The 18,078-nt window shown below is 33.9% G+C and carries 14 protein-coding genes and 1 pseudogene; 5 read left to right on the forward strand and 10 right to left on the reverse strand.

What is annotated here, in order from left to right; all coding sequences use genetic code 11:
• Nucleotides 1-147: 147 nt before the first annotated feature.
• The gene (locus METBO_RS11450) at nucleotides 148-1,413 is read right to left on the reverse strand and encodes an Ig-like domain-containing protein (RefSeq protein ID WP_158304914.1); all 1,266 of its coding nucleotides are present in this window, start codon (nucleotides 1,411-1,413) and stop codon (nucleotides 148-150) included.
• A gap of 590 nt (nucleotides 1,414-2,003) precedes the next feature.
• Here METBO_RS11450 and METBO_RS11455 point away from each other — a divergent pair.
• The 4 genes from METBO_RS11455 (at nucleotide 2,004) to METBO_RS11470 (ending at nucleotide 7,093) form a co-directional block, all read left to right on the forward strand.
• Nucleotides 2,004-2,603 (forward strand): hypothetical protein, encoded by a 600-nt coding sequence (locus tag METBO_RS11455; protein WP_013645882.1) that lies wholly within the window; start codon nucleotides 2,004-2,006, stop codon nucleotides 2,601-2,603.
• Nucleotides 2,604-2,612: 9 nt separating this feature from the next.
• Nucleotides 2,613-3,455 (forward strand): PASTA domain-containing protein, encoded by an 843-nt coding sequence (locus tag METBO_RS11460; RefSeq protein WP_013645883.1) that lies wholly within the window; start codon nucleotides 2,613-2,615, stop codon nucleotides 3,453-3,455.
• 652 nt (nucleotides 3,456-4,107) lie between these two features.
• A complete protein-coding gene (locus METBO_RS11465) occupies nucleotides 4,108-5,106 on the forward strand; it encodes a PAS domain S-box protein (RefSeq protein WP_013645884.1) in 999 nt (332 codons plus the stop codon).
• Nucleotides 5,081-7,093, forward strand: a complete 2,013-nt coding sequence (locus METBO_RS11470; RefSeq protein ID WP_048186466.1) for a PAS domain-containing sensor histidine kinase — start codon at nucleotides 5,081-5,083, stop codon at nucleotides 7,091-7,093. The genes METBO_RS11465 and METBO_RS11470 overlap by 26 nt, the downstream gene beginning before the upstream one ends.
• Before the next feature lie 58 nt (nucleotides 7,094-7,151).
• On the opposite strand, the gene afpA is transcribed toward METBO_RS11470, so the two are convergent.
• Both afpA and METBO_RS11480 read right to left on the reverse strand, forming a co-directional pair.
• Entirely contained in the window at nucleotides 7,152-7,709 is a 558-nt protein-coding gene (afpA, locus tag METBO_RS11475) for an archaeoflavoprotein AfpA (RefSeq protein ID WP_013645886.1), read from the reverse strand.
• Nucleotides 7,710-8,055: 346 nt separating this feature from the next.
• Nucleotides 8,056-8,973, reverse strand: coding sequence for a P-II family nitrogen regulator (locus METBO_RS11480; RefSeq protein WP_013645887.1), 918 nt, complete (start codon nucleotides 8,971-8,973; stop codon nucleotides 8,056-8,058).
• Nucleotides 8,974-9,246: 273 nt separating this feature from the next.
• On the opposite strand from METBO_RS11480, the pseudogene METBO_RS11485 reads away from it, so the two are divergent.
• A pseudogene (locus METBO_RS11485) lies at nucleotides 9,247-10,448 on the forward strand (L-serine ammonia-lyase).
• 10 nt (nucleotides 10,449-10,458) lie between these two features.
• Here METBO_RS11485 and METBO_RS11490 read toward each other — a convergent pair.
• The 7 genes from METBO_RS11490 to dnaG form a co-directional block, all read right to left on the reverse strand.
• On the reverse strand, nucleotides 10,459-11,640 hold the full coding sequence (locus METBO_RS11490) for a hypothetical protein (RefSeq protein WP_013645888.1): 1,182 nt from the start codon (nucleotides 11,638-11,640) through the stop codon (nucleotides 10,459-10,461).
• Nucleotides 11,641-11,785: 145 nt separating this feature from the next.
• A complete protein-coding gene (locus METBO_RS11495) occupies nucleotides 11,786-12,214 on the reverse strand; it encodes a DUF1284 domain-containing protein (protein WP_083804497.1) in 429 nt (142 codons plus the stop codon).
• Between the two features lie 13 nt (nucleotides 12,215-12,227).
• Nucleotides 12,228-12,848 carry a biotin transporter BioY gene (locus METBO_RS11500; protein ID WP_013645890.1) on the reverse strand — a complete coding sequence of 207 codons (621 nt, stop codon included), beginning with the start codon at nucleotides 12,846-12,848 and terminating at the stop codon, nucleotides 12,228-12,230.
• 285 nt (nucleotides 12,849-13,133) lie between these two features.
• Nucleotides 13,134-14,078 (reverse strand): YbgA family protein, encoded by a 945-nt coding sequence (locus METBO_RS11505; RefSeq protein ID WP_013645891.1) that lies wholly within the window; start codon nucleotides 14,076-14,078, stop codon nucleotides 13,134-13,136.
• 127 nt (nucleotides 14,079-14,205) lie between these two features.
• Complete coding sequence (gene xerA / locus METBO_RS11510; RefSeq protein ID WP_013645892.1) at nucleotides 14,206-15,201, reverse strand: site-specific tyrosine recombinase/integron integrase; 996 nt, start codon at nucleotides 15,199-15,201, stop codon at nucleotides 14,206-14,208.
• A 94-nt stretch (nucleotides 15,202-15,295) separates the two neighbouring features.
• A complete protein-coding gene (locus METBO_RS11515) occupies nucleotides 15,296-16,807 on the reverse strand; it encodes an ATP-binding protein (RefSeq protein ID WP_013645893.1) in 1,512 nt (503 codons plus the stop codon).
• A 75-nt stretch (nucleotides 16,808-16,882) separates the two neighbouring features.
• Nucleotides 16,883-18,028, reverse strand: a complete 1,146-nt coding sequence (gene dnaG / locus METBO_RS11520; protein WP_013645894.1) for a DNA primase DnaG — start codon at nucleotides 18,026-18,028, stop codon at nucleotides 16,883-16,885.
• Nucleotides 18,029-18,078 lie beyond the last annotated feature (50 nt).

The raw sequence follows: 18,078 nt of genomic DNA on the forward strand, positions 1-18,078 counted from the left end.
CGTCTGTAGTTTAATGAAAGTTATATTTATTATTTTCGGATTATTTTTTATGAAATTAATAATACAGATATAAAATTCAAAATAAAAATTAGTTAATGAAACTAAAATTGAATATGAATCACTATTTCGTTGAAATTGTGGATTTGCTTATGTGTTCCATACTTTGTATGTTGTTTGGATGTTCCAAGTTGTGTTTGGGGTAATTTTTTCGGTTTTTGGTTGGCATACTCTGCTCATGTATAGTTTGATGTATGAGCTTGCTGTTCTAAACCATGTTTCTCCATGTGTGGTGTTCCCAGTATTTGAGTAGTTGTTAAATGCTATAATTGGATTTGTTATTTCCATGCTCATGTGGAGATTGTTTAAATTGTTCCATACAACAGCTATTGCTGAATTTCCATGGAGATCTGTTGTTCGTGTTTGGAAATTTTCCGTCAATAATCCGTTTATTTTTCCTTCACTAGTTACTGTAGGGCTGTTTTTTGTGGGGAACATTGCTACATAGGCTTCCAATACAGTAGTGTTGATTTTCCAGTTGTAAATATTTTGGATTTTTAATGCTTCACCATTCCATTCATATGTTGTAATGGTTTTTGCAACGATTTGTGAAGGATTATTTGGGTTGAAAAGATTTGAAGTTTCTTTAATCTGCAGATTCTTACACTTCGTTATGGGGTTGTTAATGTTTGGGAATAAGAGTTTACCATCTTTATAAAATACTATTTCTGTATAGTTTTCGTATCCGTGCATACCCCCAATTTTTTCCGACTTACCAGTTAATAGCACTGCTTTTTCCCAATTACCTGGTGATGTGAGGTCTGTACTGCTTTTTATTTGTAAATTTTTTGTATTGTCATTTAATACTACGTTTTGTAATTTGGAGATACGGTAATCGTTTTCAGGTCCGTTAACTCCTGTTTTTGCCTTGTTAACAATATGATTAAATAGATATCTATTCCATGTGGTGCTGTTTGTTGGTTTTTGATAAATTGCATACTCAGCATAAACTGATTTACCTTTTATTTTCATGTCTGTCTGAATCTTTTCAAGATAAATCTGATAGCTTGGAGCGGTTTTAACTGTGAAACAAGTGCTGTAAATATTCATGGAATTGCCAGCAAAATCAGTGTAGCTACCACTATGCAAATACAATGTATATTTGCTGCCATTGGTGAGAATAGTATTGGGTTTAATTGTCAAAATTGAATTGTTTAAACTTTTGTTTATTGGAATGTCTTTTTTATTGCTGTTTCTAAGCTCCACATAATCTGTCCCTAATTTTATGTTTTCAGAAAATACAACTTTTAACACAGGACTTCCAGATAAAATACAACTATTATTTACAGGATCCATAGAAACAACTGCAGGTTTAGACACATCCTTTGCAGAAACAGTCCCCAAAACACTAAACAAAATAAAAATCAAAATAACTAACATAAACCTAGTACGAACTATACCACCATTCATAAATTCCCGCCCCCAATAATAAATAAATATAATTAATAAAATAAATATTAATACTTTTCTATTTAAAATTCATTCAAAATGTAATTTATAAAAATGTGACAGGAAAATAACTTACTAATAAGAAATCTAGAGGAAAATACAAACTCCGAGACAAAATGTTCAAAGAATATCTCAATATATCTCAAAACAATGAAATTCATAAAATTATTCGAATAATATTATAATAATTATGGCGTTAAATATAGATATCTTCACCAAGGAGTTACTATATTACTTATTTTTTAATTCTAATATCAAAATAACTTTCTAAAAACGAATTACAATATCATTATTTTTTTTTAGTAGAATTACATAATTATAATATACAAAATTCGCATTTTTTTAATAACCAATTATTTTATTAAATGGTCTCTAGGGAAAATAATAATATTATAATTTTTACTCAAAACCGTTTATTTTATTAATATTGTCAATATATTAAATGAAGGTTATGTTCAAATGTAATTGATTATTAAATTGTGGGGTTAATGAAATAAATGAATATTTCTCCAATTGAAAAAAGGTTAATTCATGTTACTGCTTTTCTTATAGTAGTTTTTATTTTCAGTGAATTATATAACACCCATTTAATTCCATTGTCATATGGAATATTTTTTATAATCATAATCACATTCTTAGGATTTATCTTACAATACTACATAAAAGTGGATGAAAGTAAGGAACATACCAAATTGATTCTTTGGGAATCTTTAATAATTATTTTGTTGATTGGAATGATAGTGAATCCATTTTATATAAGCGATTCATTAGAAGATAATACACAGAATATATTTCAAAACTCATGTAGCGATATTTCATATTATGAATTGAATAAGAATTTTAATAATTATGAAGGAAAAAAAGTTAAATTTAGTGGTTTTGTAGAGCATACAGATGTAGAAGGTGATTCCAAATTAATAATTTTAGATGTAAATAAAGAACCAAATGATAAAATAGCAGTATTTCATACGGGAGATCTTAGTATAAATGCAAATAATAGTATAACTGTGTATGGAATCATTACTGGGAAACGAGAACTATCTGATCCTGGAAAGTTTTATCCAACTATAACCGCATTTTATATAAATTCAACGTAAAGTGATATTATGAGTGATGAGAAAGAATTAACTAAATTCTTAGGTTCTAGTGTACTAATCATTTTGATTAGTTTATTAATTTCCTATATTATTCCACAATCTCTTACAAATCAGTCTGCAATATATTGGTTAATTTGTATTATAATCATTTGTCTTGTCATGGTTACATTTTTACTATTATTTAAATGGTATTTTAATACCTCAATGAAAGCTTTTATATTGATTTTAAGCATTTTTATAGTTTTTACTATAGCATTTTCGTATTATTTCTATTCAAATGATTTTGCTACTACACCAAATCTTATTAGTAAGAGTTCAGGAGATGCTGAAAATTTATTGAATAAAACTGGTTTAACATATAATGTCACTTACAAAATCGTAAACAACTCATCTTATGTTAATACAGTTTTATCTCAAAATCCTAAGGATAATGTATTAGTTCACAAGAATAGCATGATAAATATTGTTGTTGGTCAATTAGAATCGATAATATTTATAAATCAACCCCAAAATCATGATTATGTTGAACAAAATATTACTGTGTCGGGCAAAGTAAAAAACCTCCAAAATGGTGATAAAGTTTATCTACTAGTTCAACCACAACCCATAAGTGGAGATGGGCCTTATGAATGGTATATTCAACCTACTCCGACACATCCGATCTCGGTTGATGTTCAAACAGATGGAACTTGGAAATGTAATGCATATTTAGGAAGCCAAGGAGATATTGGAAGACAATTTAAGATAGTTGCAATCGTAACTAATTTAGACTATTCTAATAACAAAGTAGGATTTGATTTACCGAATTACAAATCCATATCTAATATTATATATGTAACTCGCTCATCTTAGAAATTTATAATAAAACTGTAATATAATGAGTAAAAAAATGAATTTGGCTTAGGGTTGCTAAAAATGGTGGAATGGATAGTCCAGTTGATTTAGAAGATTATTGGATATGGGATGGATGTGATCCCAATACGGAGCCCATTGATTTCGCATTAATTTATAGAAAATCTCCGCATATTCATAAATTATGATGATCTTAAAACGATATTATAAAAAATCCATTCTTCAAGAATTTGTATTAATAATTTAAAATATTAATAATAATTTTACTGCGTAAAATAAGACTATAACGAAGTAGCTATATTTTGCGAACACATAATTATTTAAACTCGCCTATAACGAAGTAGATGATTTTGCAATAAAATTTTCCTAAAAATTTAAAATAATTTGTAAAATTACAAATTTTTCGTTTGAAAATCCTTGTTTTTTATCATGATAAAATTGTTACTTGAGTACTTAGTGAATAATTACCCTGTTTCTATCGGAACATATAGACCAAACCCATCAGAATAGGTACAATTTTTACAGTTTCAATCTTCAACAACCATTCTACATACAATGAATATAGAAAAATTTATTTTCAGTACCAACGGATTTAATAATAGAAGATAAATTTTTTTAATCAAAATTAAATTCAGAATTTTAAATACTCTTCATGAATAAAAAAAAATTTGGTAGGAGATTAAAAATTTCAGCTATCAAGATTTTCCTGGTTTGCAATGTTGATTCAGTTGTAAAGGATCTAGAAACTACAATTGAATCTCTAGGTCATTCTGTTACCATGGTCAAGAGACTACAAAAATTGGAATTAAAACCAGATATTATTTTAGTAGACAGTTCACTAAACAAAAAATTCTTGGAAGCCACTATCTCCATGATCAACAAGCTTGATCTGCCTTTTATTTACATCAGCACTCCTGAAGAAGGATTTAACCAAGAAGTTGTTGATCAAGTTAACTATTTTGGAACGATTATCAAACCCGTTGATCCAGAATTACTAAAAACTAGCATTGAATTCGCCCTTCAGAAACATTTGAAAGAAAAGGAGCTGAAAGATAGGATCAATAAACTCGAGAAACGTGAATCAAGATACCACGCCCTGATAGAATCAAGTTTTGATTCTGTGTACATAATGAGTCCAGATTGGGGTGAAATGAAACATTTAGAAGGTCGAAATTTTTTAAACAGCACGCTCAATCCATCTAAATCCTGGATAAACACTTATATCCCTCCCGAAGAAAGAGAAAAAGTTCTAACTACAATTAATAATGCAATTAAAGATAAAACTAAATTCGAACTGGAACATAAAGTCATAGCCGCAGATGGTACTATAGGCCAGACATTATCTAGGGCAGTGCCCGTGCTAGATACAAATGGAGAAATTATTGAATGGATAGGAACTGCTAAAGACATAACAAAACGAACCAATATAGAATGGGAGTTAACAGAAACAAAAAACATGCTAGAATCTGTTATTGAAAGTATTCCAGACGCAGTATTCGTATCGGATGATGAAGGAAATTTTTTAAAATTTAATAAAGCATTTGCAACCTATCACAAGTTCAAATCAAAAAAAGATGTTAAAAAAACCTTAAATGAATATCCTGATTTTCTTGAAGTTTATGGAGATGAAAAATACATTATTATCACTTGATATGTGGGCAGTGCCCCGAGCTTTAAGGGGAGAAACCAAATTTAATGAGGAATATCTTTTAAAGAGAAAGGATACTGGCGAAGAATGGTGGGGTAGTTACAGTTTTGCCCCTATTAAGAATAAAAAAGGTCAGATAACAGGATCAGTTGTGGTTGGACGAGATATCACATCAGTTAAATCTTCTGAAATAAAACTTAAGGAAATAAATCTAACATTGAAAGAAAGAGAAGAACAATTAAGGCTTTTCATTGAGAATGCACCCGCATCAATTGCCATGTTTGATAATGAAATGAGATACATCTCAGTCAGTAATCGTTGGATTGCAGATTACAATATTGAAGGCTACAAACTCATTGGCAAATCCCACTACGATGTCTTTCCAGAGATTACAGAAAAATTGAGACAAGTACATAAACGAGTTCTTGCAGGTTCAAGAGAACAAGCTTCCCAAGATAAATTTATACGTTTAGATGGTACAGTTCAATGGCTTAAATGGGAGGCAATTCCATGGTACTCCCCTTCAGGCAGTATTAGTGGTATAATCATTTTCTCTGAAGACATTACCGATCTAAAATCCGCTAATGATGCACTGAAAGATAGTCAGGAGAAATATAAGTACGTTATTGAAACTGCTGAAGAAGGAATCATACTACTAGATAAAAATGGTACCATCATCGAAGCCAACCCAAAATCCCGAGAACTATTCGGAGATATGAACAAGCCACTAATCGGTGAAAACCTGGAATATATAAATAGAGAATTGAAAATTAATTCAAACGATTTTAAAGAAGTATTTGAAGCAGTTTTAAATGAAAAATCTATTCCAACAGCGTGGGAGTACTTCAATAAGAAGGGTGAAAAAAAATTCATCAGAATCAATTTATCATTTATAAAAAAAGAATCTGAAATCGAAAGAATTGCAATTGTTGTAGAGGACATTACAGATCTTAAGATGAGGGAACGATCCCTAAAAGAAAATGAACAATTCCTAGACAACATTATCGACAACATTCCCGACATGATATTCGTGAAAACAGCTGATGAACTCCGGTTTGAAAGGGTTAACCGGGCCACAGAAAATATTTGGGGTTATGGAAGGGATGAAATCATTGGAAAAACCGATTATGACCTATTTTCAGAGGATAAAGCAAGATCCTATATCAAAGATGATTTAGAAGTTTTGAAAAAATCTGAATTATCTGATATTCCTGAAGAGATCATAGATACCCGATACAATGGTGAAAGAATACTGCATACCAAAAAAATTCCACTAATCGATGAAAAGGGACGATCAAAATATCTTCTAGGGATTTCAGAAGATATAACCCAGAGAAAATCGGATGAAATACAGCTTAAAAAATCTTTAGATGAAAAGGAAGCCCTGTTAAAGGAAGTTTACCACAGAGTAAAAAACAACATGCAGATCATATCCAGCCTACTGAATCTGCAAATTGCCAATGTTCAGGGGGAAGAATCCAAGGATATACTGAAGGATAGTCAAAGCCGTATTAAATCAATGGCAATGATACACGAAAAACTGTACATGTCAAAGGACCTAAGCCATATCAACTTCAAAGAATATGTTGAACATTTGGTTACAGATATTTTTTATACCTACGGAGTTAAAGTCGGTGCAATTAATCCAATCCTCAGGATCGAAAATATCGAATTGAATATGGAAACAGCAATCCCCCTGGGACTAATAATTAATGAAATTGTGATAAACAGCCTTAAATTTGCATTTCCACAAGGGAAAGGTTCTATAAAAATTATTTTCAAAAGTTTCAACAACACATTAACACTAACAGTTGCCGATGACGGTATTGGCATTCCTGAAAGTGTTGATTATCAGAAAACAGATTCATTAGGACTTAAACTTGTTACTAACCTAGTAGATCAACTCAACGGTGTAATAAGCCTTGAAACAAATCATGGAACTAAATTTGATATCACATTTAAAGAGTTGGAATATAAAAAAAGGCTCTGAAAAATCTTTTTTTCATGGATAAAAAAAATTAAAGTAAATTTAGTACATTTTTATTCATTTAATCATAGTATTTTCTAAATATTCCATGGATATCATTTGGTTCCTTGATAACATAGGTTTCATGCATTTTGGCCAGTTTTTTTATGTGCTCAACATCTTCCTCCCTTATGGAGATCTTCAAATCGTTACCATCTGGAAGTTGGGTGATTGTAACTCCCTCTTCATAATCAGAGGGTAAGATGTAAAGGGGTACATCAGCTTTCTGACCCATTATAGCTGCGTTAGATATCAAAGTATCTCCCATTCGCATTGCGATTTTGGATACGGTGTTTGAGCTTGCAGGTGCTATCAACATGAAATCGTACTTTCCCAACTGAATATTGCCTGCTAAAAATGGTGCGTTAGCATTTATTTCTGTCCAAACTTTATCAAAATGGGTTTCAACTTCAGTGGAGATTCCATAATATTTTAGAACTTGATCACCTGATTTAGACACGAATAGTTCTATGTCAACCCGGTCATCATATTCTTTTTTAATTTTTTCCATGTACTTAAGAGTTTCAACGATTTTATCCCCTGCACCAGTGAGTCCCCATGCAATTTTAGGTTTTTTCATCAGTTTTTCCTCCAATAAATTTTATTCAATATGTTAATTTCTTGGCACCAAAGACACATTCCTTTTAATACTCATACACTAGACAGATATAATTTTGAGGTATTGAAAATTTGCAAACAGAACCATGGGTATGGTCGGGATTTTAACGTTAATTTTATACAAAATCTTCATCTACACACTAATATCTATATAGATCAGGGTTCTATAAATTTTTTATCCAGTAATCCAAATTTTAGTGTAATAAAATTTATGAGTCTGAAAAAGTTTGAGAAGAAGGTTAAAAGAAAAAAAGTATTTAAGAGCATATCTCTTAGGTGAATGTTACTTGTATTTACATTGTAACAGATTAATCTAGCGCATTTACTCCTCTTTCCAATGTTCTTACTCGTAAAACATCTTCAACAGGCTTGATACTAATATAATCATCTATATCATCTGTTTTTATAGATTTTATTGCATCAACAACGTAGGAAACCTCATCTGATCTGATGGTCATGATTAGTTCTGTTCTCATTTTCATTCGGGCTTCATGCTTGTAACCCCTGTAAATTTCTTTTGAACCCACATCTTGAACTAATCTATTTTTTATCACGGTCATGTTGGCAAATCCATTGTTTTCAAGAACTTTCATTACATTTTCAAGTTCTACAGGATGCATAGACATTTTTAATCGGCATATACCATGATTTTTGGAGGGTATTAACGCATCCTTCATTTTTGCAACCATATCGTTATCATTTATTCTGGATGGTTCTTCTCTTTTAAATTCGGTTTTCACTTTTGGTAAAGGTTTTGAATTTGTTAGCTCAGAATCATCGTTTACAGACTTTAATAATAATTTAAATCCATCATTTATCCCTATTCCCTCATTTGCAATTGTAGGAACGATTAAAGAATTTGTGAAGTGGTTGTTTAAGTTTTGATTCCCCATATCTTGTTTGTTAGCAAATATCACATGGGGAATTTCCTGGGATATTATCATTTCAACCACATCAAGATCATTTTCCTTAAATCCCTTTGAGCTGTCCAGTACCATGATTATTCCATCCGGACCCTGTCCATCTTGAAACAGTAGAATTTCATCGAATGACTTGTAGTTATCTTCCCCCTTTAACATGAACAAATAATTTTTGTTGTTGTTTAAAACCACACTAGCGTAGGAAGCTACCATGATCCTTGTTTCTCCCCATTCAACGTTGTTAACTACTGTATCCTTCCCAGAATTGGACGGCCCTATTATTAAGATGTTAGTTTTGTACCCCATTTTTACCCCCATTTATTAAGATATCTACAATGTAGGAATAAGGATTCCTCTTTCCTATATAGTTATTGGTTACTGGTAATATAATTAACACGATTCAAAATGAAGTCTAATATCCCAATTTGAATCTCAATACATACCACAGCCCTTGATCTTTCAACACAACTCTTAAACAAAGGTAAAACTTAAAAGTTAATCTATTTATATCTATGGATATAATTTAAAAATCTATTATAAAACTAACAAATTCTGAAAAATTATTTTAAAACGATCCAAATGAAAACAATAAAAGAACTTTACAGAATAGGTCTTGGACCTTCAAGTAGCCACACCATAGCACCGTCCAATGCTGCTAAAATTTTCCGCAGCAAAACCCCTCAAGCTTTTAAATATAATGTTACATCGTATGGGAGTTTGGCAGCAACAGGAAAAGGTCATTTAACTGATCATGCCATAAAAACTATTTTTGATACTGTTAAATGTGACGTGGTTTGGAAAAAGAATGAAGAACTTCCAATGCATCCTAATGGAATGGTTTTTCATGCTTATGATGAAAATAATAATATAATTGATGAATGGACTGTCTACAGTACTGGTGGTGGTGCAATTAATGATTTTCTTCATAAATCTGATTCTAATGATATTTATCCATTTAACAAGATGCAAGATCTTCTTAAAAGATGCGATGACGATGGGAAAGTCATCTGGAACTACGTTGAAGAGTTTGAAGGAAAAGAAATTTGGAACTACATCGATGAATTAATACAAGTTATGAAAGACTCTATTGACCAGGGTGTAAACCAGGAGGGAGTACTTCCAGGGGATCTTAAATTAAGGAGAAAAGCTGCTCAATTTCATGCCAAAGCTAAAAATTCCAGTGGTTTTGTGGAAGAAAATGGTACAATATTTTCATATGCACTTGCAGTTGCAGAAGAAAATGCCAGTGGAAATTTGGTTGTCACAGCGCCCACCTGCGGATCTGCTGGTGTGGTTCCAGCAGTGATATTTTCACTTCAGGAATTAAATGGATTTAACAATACACAGGTACAAAGAGCACTTGCAACTGCAGGGTTGATTGGAAACCTTATAAAAAATAGTGGATCAATATCTGGTGCAGAGGTCGGATGTCAAGGAGAAATTGGAACAGCATGTGCCATGGCTGCTGGAGCTGCAGCTCAACTCATGGGAGGAACTCCTCATCAAATTGAATACGCAGCAGAAATGGGAATGGAACATCATCTAGGTCTGACATGTGATCCTATAATGGGGCTTGTGCAATACCATGTATAGAAAGGAATGCCTTTGCATCTGTAAGGGCTGTGGACTGTGCTTCCTATGCTATTTTATCAGACGGAAGGCACATGGTGTCATTTGATGAAGTAGTTGATACTATGGCCAGGACTGGTAGGGATCTTAAAAAACATTACAGAGAAACTTCAGAAGGTGGTCTGGCAGTTTGTTACAGTAAAAAAATATAAATTCCTTTTTTTAACACCATAAACTTCGAATTTCATCAAATATATGATTTAGCTGATCACTTGGGGTTTGTTTAATGAAAACAGGGTTTAAATCCTGTCCAGTTACTTGATTTGGAAATTCAGTGAACAGTGAATAACCTGGCTCGTAAGCTGCTGAATGGAAGAGTACTGCCCGATTATCAGGATCAGATTTAAGCCAGTTTGCAACGGCAGTTTTATCTTGAACAGTTAAAACTCGAACACCAATAACCTTTGATCCTGTAATTTTTGTCTCATTAATTAGTTTTTCTGCTTCTCCCTTTCCTGCATCAACAACATCTAACTTGAGTGTCATGTTGTAAGCTGATTCTAAACAGTGAAAGTATCTGTTGGGAGTATCGCAGTACTGGTCAGGATAAGTTTTATTCGTGGATTGTACCACAATAGTTTCATTGGTTTGTATGGCTAGGGGTTGGGCACCAATTACTGCGCCACCTGTTAAACACTTTCTTATGGGTTCTCCAGCCATTATTTTTCCAGTTCCATTGTAAGGCATTACAAGTGCTGAAAACCTATCACATGGAGCATAACAATTAATTCCATGATCCGAAAGATATTTTTCTGCCTTAGCTTTACCGGGCAGATCTCCACATGCAACAACCAAATATGCATGGTTATCTATGGCTCCTGGAACAAGAACATTCATTCCATGCGTGTTTACTTCGATCTTTGTGTTGCTATCATTACCATCTATTGAAAACAGAGATCCTGCTTTACTGGGGTCAACTCCAAATTGGAAATTTCCAGCTTCATCTGGCCCGTACCATTCTCCCTTGATTTTTTTTATTGGAACCCCTGTAATTGGAATAACCTTTACATCGGCGTAGTTCATGAGTTCTGCCACCCTGGCACCTTCCATATAGGGTACCAGTTGTTTTGAAGAGTTCGGGCTCTGACCTGGAGGAGTGTTAACATTGACGTTGGAAGCAACATCTTTGATGACACGATCCACTTGTGTAACAACCTTCGCATTTTTGGGAACGTATAAATAAGTTGATCCAAGCACCATAATGGTTGCCTGGGAAGGATTCGTTTCTAAACCTTGAAAATAGTTCTGATTAGTATTATTATTTGAATAAGAACTCTCTAAACCAATTACTAATAAACCTACAAAAATTAAACCCATCATGACTAAGATCGTAAATTTTTTCAATTTGGTATGCTCCTAAAACAAATGATCTTCAAGTTTCATGTAACACTTAAAAGTTTTATTACTTATATAGATTGTTACTTAACATTAAAGTTTTGTTAAAATAGTAGTTTAAAATGACAATGTAAAAAATTTGAAAAACGAATTATTAAGATTCAACTTTAGATCCAATTTTATTAAGAAAAAATAGACATTTATCCATCCAAACACAGCCTTCACAAATTTTTTTAATAGATTCCAAGCTTAATTCTTTATCAATAATTTGTAAAGCGTTTTTAAATGTTATAATTTGATTATTTTCTAAAGAAATGGTTTCAATAACGTTTAGATCCATTGTTTTTATTTTGATGCAATCAACACACACTCCATCAACTAAATTTGGACATATGCCGCATATTTCATCTGCTTCTGTCACTAATTGAATATTCGGAGAAGGATCTGATTTTAAGACTCTAAGTATTTCTTTCATTCCCAGTGCAAAGTTTTTATTGTATCCATAGCCTTGAAATCCCTGTAAACAAAGTAGATGATGAGCTCGAATTTTAATCAAAGCTTTATCAGTACCTTCGAGCATCATCAAACCCTAAAATTTAGATAAATGAGTCCTTTGGAGTTACTGCTTTTGCAAGTGCTGCGGCTCCACCGATTTTTACTAGATCTCCAATCACAAATGGCAATACACCCATTGCAAGTAAGGTCCATACTCCCGGCACTGTGCCGTTGGCAATGTACATGAATACAGCCAGACCTATGACACCAGGCACGTAGATCAAGAGGAAGTTTGCAAATACAAGCAAAGTGAACATTGGCATGAAATTTCTCACTTTGACGTATCTATCAGATAGATATCCCACAACCAAGGCAGCTAAAACAAATCCTACTAAGAATCCTCCTGATGCCCCGAATAGGATTTCAACTCCGCTTGTCATTCCTCCAAACCATGGCACACCGACTAAGCCTATTGCTATGTAAATCAACATACTCAAACCGCCCCAGTACCTTCCAAGTACTATTCCTGCAAACAATACAGCAAAGGTTTGTGCAGTAATAGGTACAGGAGTCCAAGGTAAAGGAATAATTATTTGGGCCATTAAACCAGTTAAACAGGCCATGAAAAATGCCATCACCAATTTATTAGCATTTGAAGTTTCGGATCTCCATTTAAAAAGTGTGTATCTCTTTTCAAAATAATTGTCAATTGTTATCTCCATTAAATTCCTCCTTATATTGATACTTCAACAGTCTAAACCTAAAAAAATTACGAATTAATTTAATTGAACAGATAGTATGATATTTTAGATGGAAAAAATAGCTTTTTAAAGATTAAAGTACTTTTACCCATTCCCTTAATTAATTATGTTAAGATATTATAAATACTTTTTTTAGAACTCTTGGAGACTCCTTGTAAAAATAACATGATTGTTAATTAGATTGTAGATATAGCTTGAAATAGTAGCATGCATGATTTCCAAAAAAAAGTTGACAAGGGTACCATGTTAAATAAAAGTTATCTGCATCAAATCATGAGGATATGGTTTAAAAAATGTTTGTTCAGCCAAATAATCATTTTCAAATCTAATGATCCAAAGTTCAAGCATTTTTAAGCAAACCAAAAGAGGTATACGCCCATTTTTGTAATCATTTAACGTATTTAAAAATAATGTTTTTTCATCGTGTTTGATCCCCTTTGAGAAGTATCCCATGGCATGCATCATAACATTAACATTTAATGAAGGGTTTGAATCTTCTGCAAGGGACCTAAATAAAAGTCCTTGGTACTCCTCCTTAATATTATCAATCGCTTTTTTATCGTTATTTGCCAAGATTTGCCCCATTAACTTAAGGTAATATGGACTGCGAGACATTAAAAAAAGTTTATTTTTTGTATGAAAGGTAATTAGATCATTGAAATCTCCAGAAATCGCCCTACGAAACTTTGCAAGGGCGAATATGCTTGTTAAAAAATTTTCTCTAATAATAAGGTTTCTAAGCCTTCCCTCATCTTCCAGAGGTAATTCTGGAAAAACCTTCGAAACATGAGCTGCAAAAAGTCCAATTCCATCCTTTTGAGGTCTTGAATCTTCAAACGAGGGGTAAATATTGATAGCTTTAACACCACAAGAAGGAGATTTGTTTTTAAGTATGAAACCATCTACATCAGATATTGATTCTAAAAATGTCTGTGAAAATTTATTCATTTCCTCTGTTAAAATTTTCCCAGTCTTTGGTTGGAATAATTCCAATCCACCCCCTGAATCAACAACCCTTATGGGATCCCTTGGAACTCCCAAGCCCATACCCACTTCGGGACAAACCGGCAAAAAATCTGCATAGTCCTTTAATTTCTCAACTATGCTGCTCTTTATCATAAGGCCATTGTACCTGCACGGTGCAAATTCAATGCATTTACTCACTACTATCCTTGGTTTTTCAAAATCCATTTCTAATTTCTCCATAAGAACCTAGAATGAAAATTCCCATCCCATTAAACATTTGGTTTAATTAGATAATAGTCAAATAAAACTGAATTAATCCTTCTATCATGCGTTGAAGCTGCAAATAAAATCATTATGACAATTTAGCCCTGTCATAAACATTTTTAAGAGTGTGCATATCCACGCTGGTATAAATTTGAGTAGTACTTAGGTTTGAATGGCCTAATAATTGTTGTATTGCCCTTATGTCCACTCCATTTTTAAGCAGGTGAGTTGCAAAGGAATGTCTTAAAATGTGGGGTGTGACCTTCTTTTTAATGCCTGCTGCCTTTGCATAATCCTTGATCATCATCTGTATGTACCTGGGTGTTAGATGATTTCCGGATCTGTTTACAAAGAGGTAATCGCTATGATCTCCTCTGACTTGGAGATAACCCTCGAGGAGTTCCTTGGTTTGTTCATCAAATAGTACTATTCTGTCCTTTTCACCCTTTCCCCGGATACGAATGGTTCTGTCAGTCAGGTCAAAGCTATCTGAATGTAGTGTCACAAGCTCTGAAACCCTCAATCCAGAGGAGTATAATAAAGCAAGTATCACCTTGTTTCTGAGCCTTAAAAATTCTGAAGTTTCGGATAGATAATCATCTTTGTCATGATCCATAGCATTTATAAGCGACAGAATCTCATTTTCATTTAATGATTTTGGAAGGGACTTGGTCCTTTTAGGTGTTTGAACATCCTTTAAAACACCGATACCTCCAAATTCAAAGAATTTCTTGACAACCACAGTTACCAGGTAAATATAATTTTGTGATACATTCTTTTCCCGTTTAAGATAACGGATATATCTCTTAAAAGCTCTTAAAACTAATCTTTCATCGTACAGATCCTTTTCGCTCTTTAAAAATTTGTGAAAATTAATTATGATGGATCTGTAGGTTTTTATGGTGTTTTTTGAGTAGTTCCTTATTTCCAGTTCTATGAGGTAATCTTCAATCATCTCAGGAAAATCAAAGGCATCGAGTATGTTTTCTCTCAAAACATGCCCAGACTCGCTTGAAACTGTCCCATGCAACTGTGCCGAACCACCCTCGATATTTTTCCAGTGTTGGTTTGAGTAGGGATTCATTTTAGTCAGAGAACCTAAATTTGTTTTTAATTATTTATTTTAGTAGATGTTTTATGTTTATTAATGTAAATAGTTTAAGTATATTGTTGGAGGTTTACATGTAACTTCTGTCAACGTTTTCATTTGGATTCTGTTTCTGTCCAGTACCCATGTTTTGAGAACTGGAAATATCCTTGTTAAATGCATTTTCAAAGGTTCTGTATCTTTTTATTATCTGATCCTCTATAGATAGGGCATTTTTTATGGCGAAACTCATATGATTTTCCATTATAAGATCGCTGGATTCCATAACAGCCATATCCCCAGCCATCCTCAAACATCCACCTAGATCCCTTAGTCTCAGTGTTAAGGAATTTTTTTGTTCATCAATTGATTCTGCCCTTCGACTTGCTTCTTCAATTAACACTTCAACAGCCCTTCTTGTTGCGTGGGGTATTTTTCCATCCAGTTTTATTTCTTGGGCAACGAATTGGGCCAGTTTAGCCCTATTTTCATCATTATCAGGCATGGTTGTATTCATCAAAATTTCATAACCTTCGCCCTGAATTCTAGAGCGTAAAGGCGGCAGTATGTGTTGAATATCTCTGATATTGCACGCTGCTATGAATATAAAATCGCATGGAACATTATCCACCCTCACCGAACTTCCAGCACTCTGGGGGTTTCTTCCAACTATTGGAAACACCTTGTCCTGCATAGCACTTAAGATGTAGCGTTGGAGGGGTGCGATATGGATTATTTCATCTATAAAAAGTACTCCTTCGTGTGCTTCATGAACAGCACCTGGAACCACACGTTCGTAGGGTTGTGTACCTAACTCAGGATGTCCCCCATAGGGATCATGGCGCACATCACCTAAAAGTTCAGTTTCACTGGCACCTGTGGCTTGAATAAACAATTTCCTATCGATTGGGATGATTACATTCTTTGGTTTTTCTTCAACCAATTCCCTTCGTTTTTCTAGGGCATGCTGATCCAGTATCTTGATGTGTTCCCCATCAACACGTTCATAAATAACAACTTCTTCCCTGCCATTTTTCATTCTGGTAGTTGTAACCCTTTCTTGGGGAATGTTAACAGATCCCTCGTTCATCTCAAACATTCCAAGGAGATCTCCCAGGTGTTTCCGTCGGGCGTTTATGTGGGAATATTTATCTGCACCACAGTTGGGACATATGCTCTGGTAAGCATTGTTGTACCCTCCACAGTTGACACATCGAAAACCTAATCTATCTGCAACTGCTTCTGGAACATTTTCTGGACTGACCAATTCCCCTTCTGCTCTTTCAAGATCTCTCTTTTCATGCTCCATTTCATTGCGGGTTTTGGTTTCAACAAATGGTCTTTCCGGTCTTTCAGGGTTTTGAACAACTGTTATTTCTTCGTTGGGTTTTTTAAGATGGAATGAAATTGCCTGGGCAATTAAAGATTTTCCAATTCCGGGAGGACCCACAAGTAGAAGGTTTCTTCTCTGTTTAGCAGCAATTTTAACGGATCTGATAATATCCTCATGTCCAATAACTCTCTCAAGCGGATCTTTAGGTATGAGAATATCTTTAGTAGTGTTAATATCTCTTAAAAATTCTTTTTTCATGTTTACGTACATAAAAAATTCCCCCAGGGATTAAATTCATAATCCCTGTATGATCCTTTTTTTACGGATTTTCCAATTAAATAGGAGTTATCTGGTAATTACCTTTATGGGACTTGGTTTTTTTACTACATCACTCATTCTGACGGCCACTATATGTTTCAAACCCTTTTCTTTGGCCATATCTATCAATCTTTGACTGATAACTCCATCAAAAACAACAGCGTATGCATTGTTGTTTACTGTTTTGAGTTCGTCGTACAGGTTTTCAACCTTCACTTCCTTCAAAATGTTGAGTGCATCATCCAATATTTCAGCATTTCCGGAACCTTCAAGATCCTTTAGAATACCCTTTAAAACTGTTATTTTATCTGGTCCTTTAGGTTCAACCTTCTCAACCTTCACACCTACATCATGGTATATCTGTTCGACTGGGATCTTATCCCTGAGTGCAACCATGACTTCGTCTTTACTTAGATCTTCGACTTCTTTTCCTCGAGGAGCTCTGGTAACGTAGTCCACTTCTCCAACTTGTAGAAGTTCTTTAAGAATTAGATCTCCACCCCTATCTCCATCGAGAAATGCTGTGACTGTTTTATGTTTGGTTAGTTCTGCAACTGTTTTAGGTACACTTACACCCTCAACTGCGATGGAGTTCTTCACACCGTACCTGAGAAGGTTCAGCACATCTGCCCTTCCTTCAACTACCAGTATGGCATCGGATGAAATAACATTTGGACCTGCAGGAAGTCTGTCGTCACCATATTCCGCAATTTCATGGATTCTCATGGCTTCTTTGACTTCTTCAATCATTTTCAGACTTTCTGGAGTTACTTCTTCCATCATGCCCTTGTAAAGCTCTTTGGCTCTGTCTACTACTTTTCTCCTTTTAACTGCCCTGACATCTTCAACTTTAGAAACTTGTATGTATGCTTCGCAAGGCCCTACCCTGTTTATGGTTTCTAGTGATGCTGCGAGAATGGCGGTTTCAACCCTGTCAAGACTGGATGGAATGACTATTTCTCCTTTGGATCTGCCTGCTTTGGAGTTAATGTTGACCTTAATCCTTCCGATTCTACCAGTTTTTTGCAGTTCCCTTAAATCTAAATCGTTACTTAAAAGCCCTTCTGTCTGTCCGAAAATTGCTCCAACGACATCTGGCTTTTCAACAATTCCATTAGCATTAATTTGAGCGTGAATAAGATATTTAGTCGTACTAATCTCTTCTTTTCCCATTTTTGGGCCTCCCCTTCTTGTATAGATACTCTCATGATGATTATATCATG

It is taken from the genome of Methanobacterium lacus, assembly GCF_000191585.1.
GTDB classification, from domain to species: Archaea; Methanobacteriota; Methanobacteria; order Methanobacteriales; family Methanobacteriaceae; genus Methanobacterium_B; species Methanobacterium_B lacus.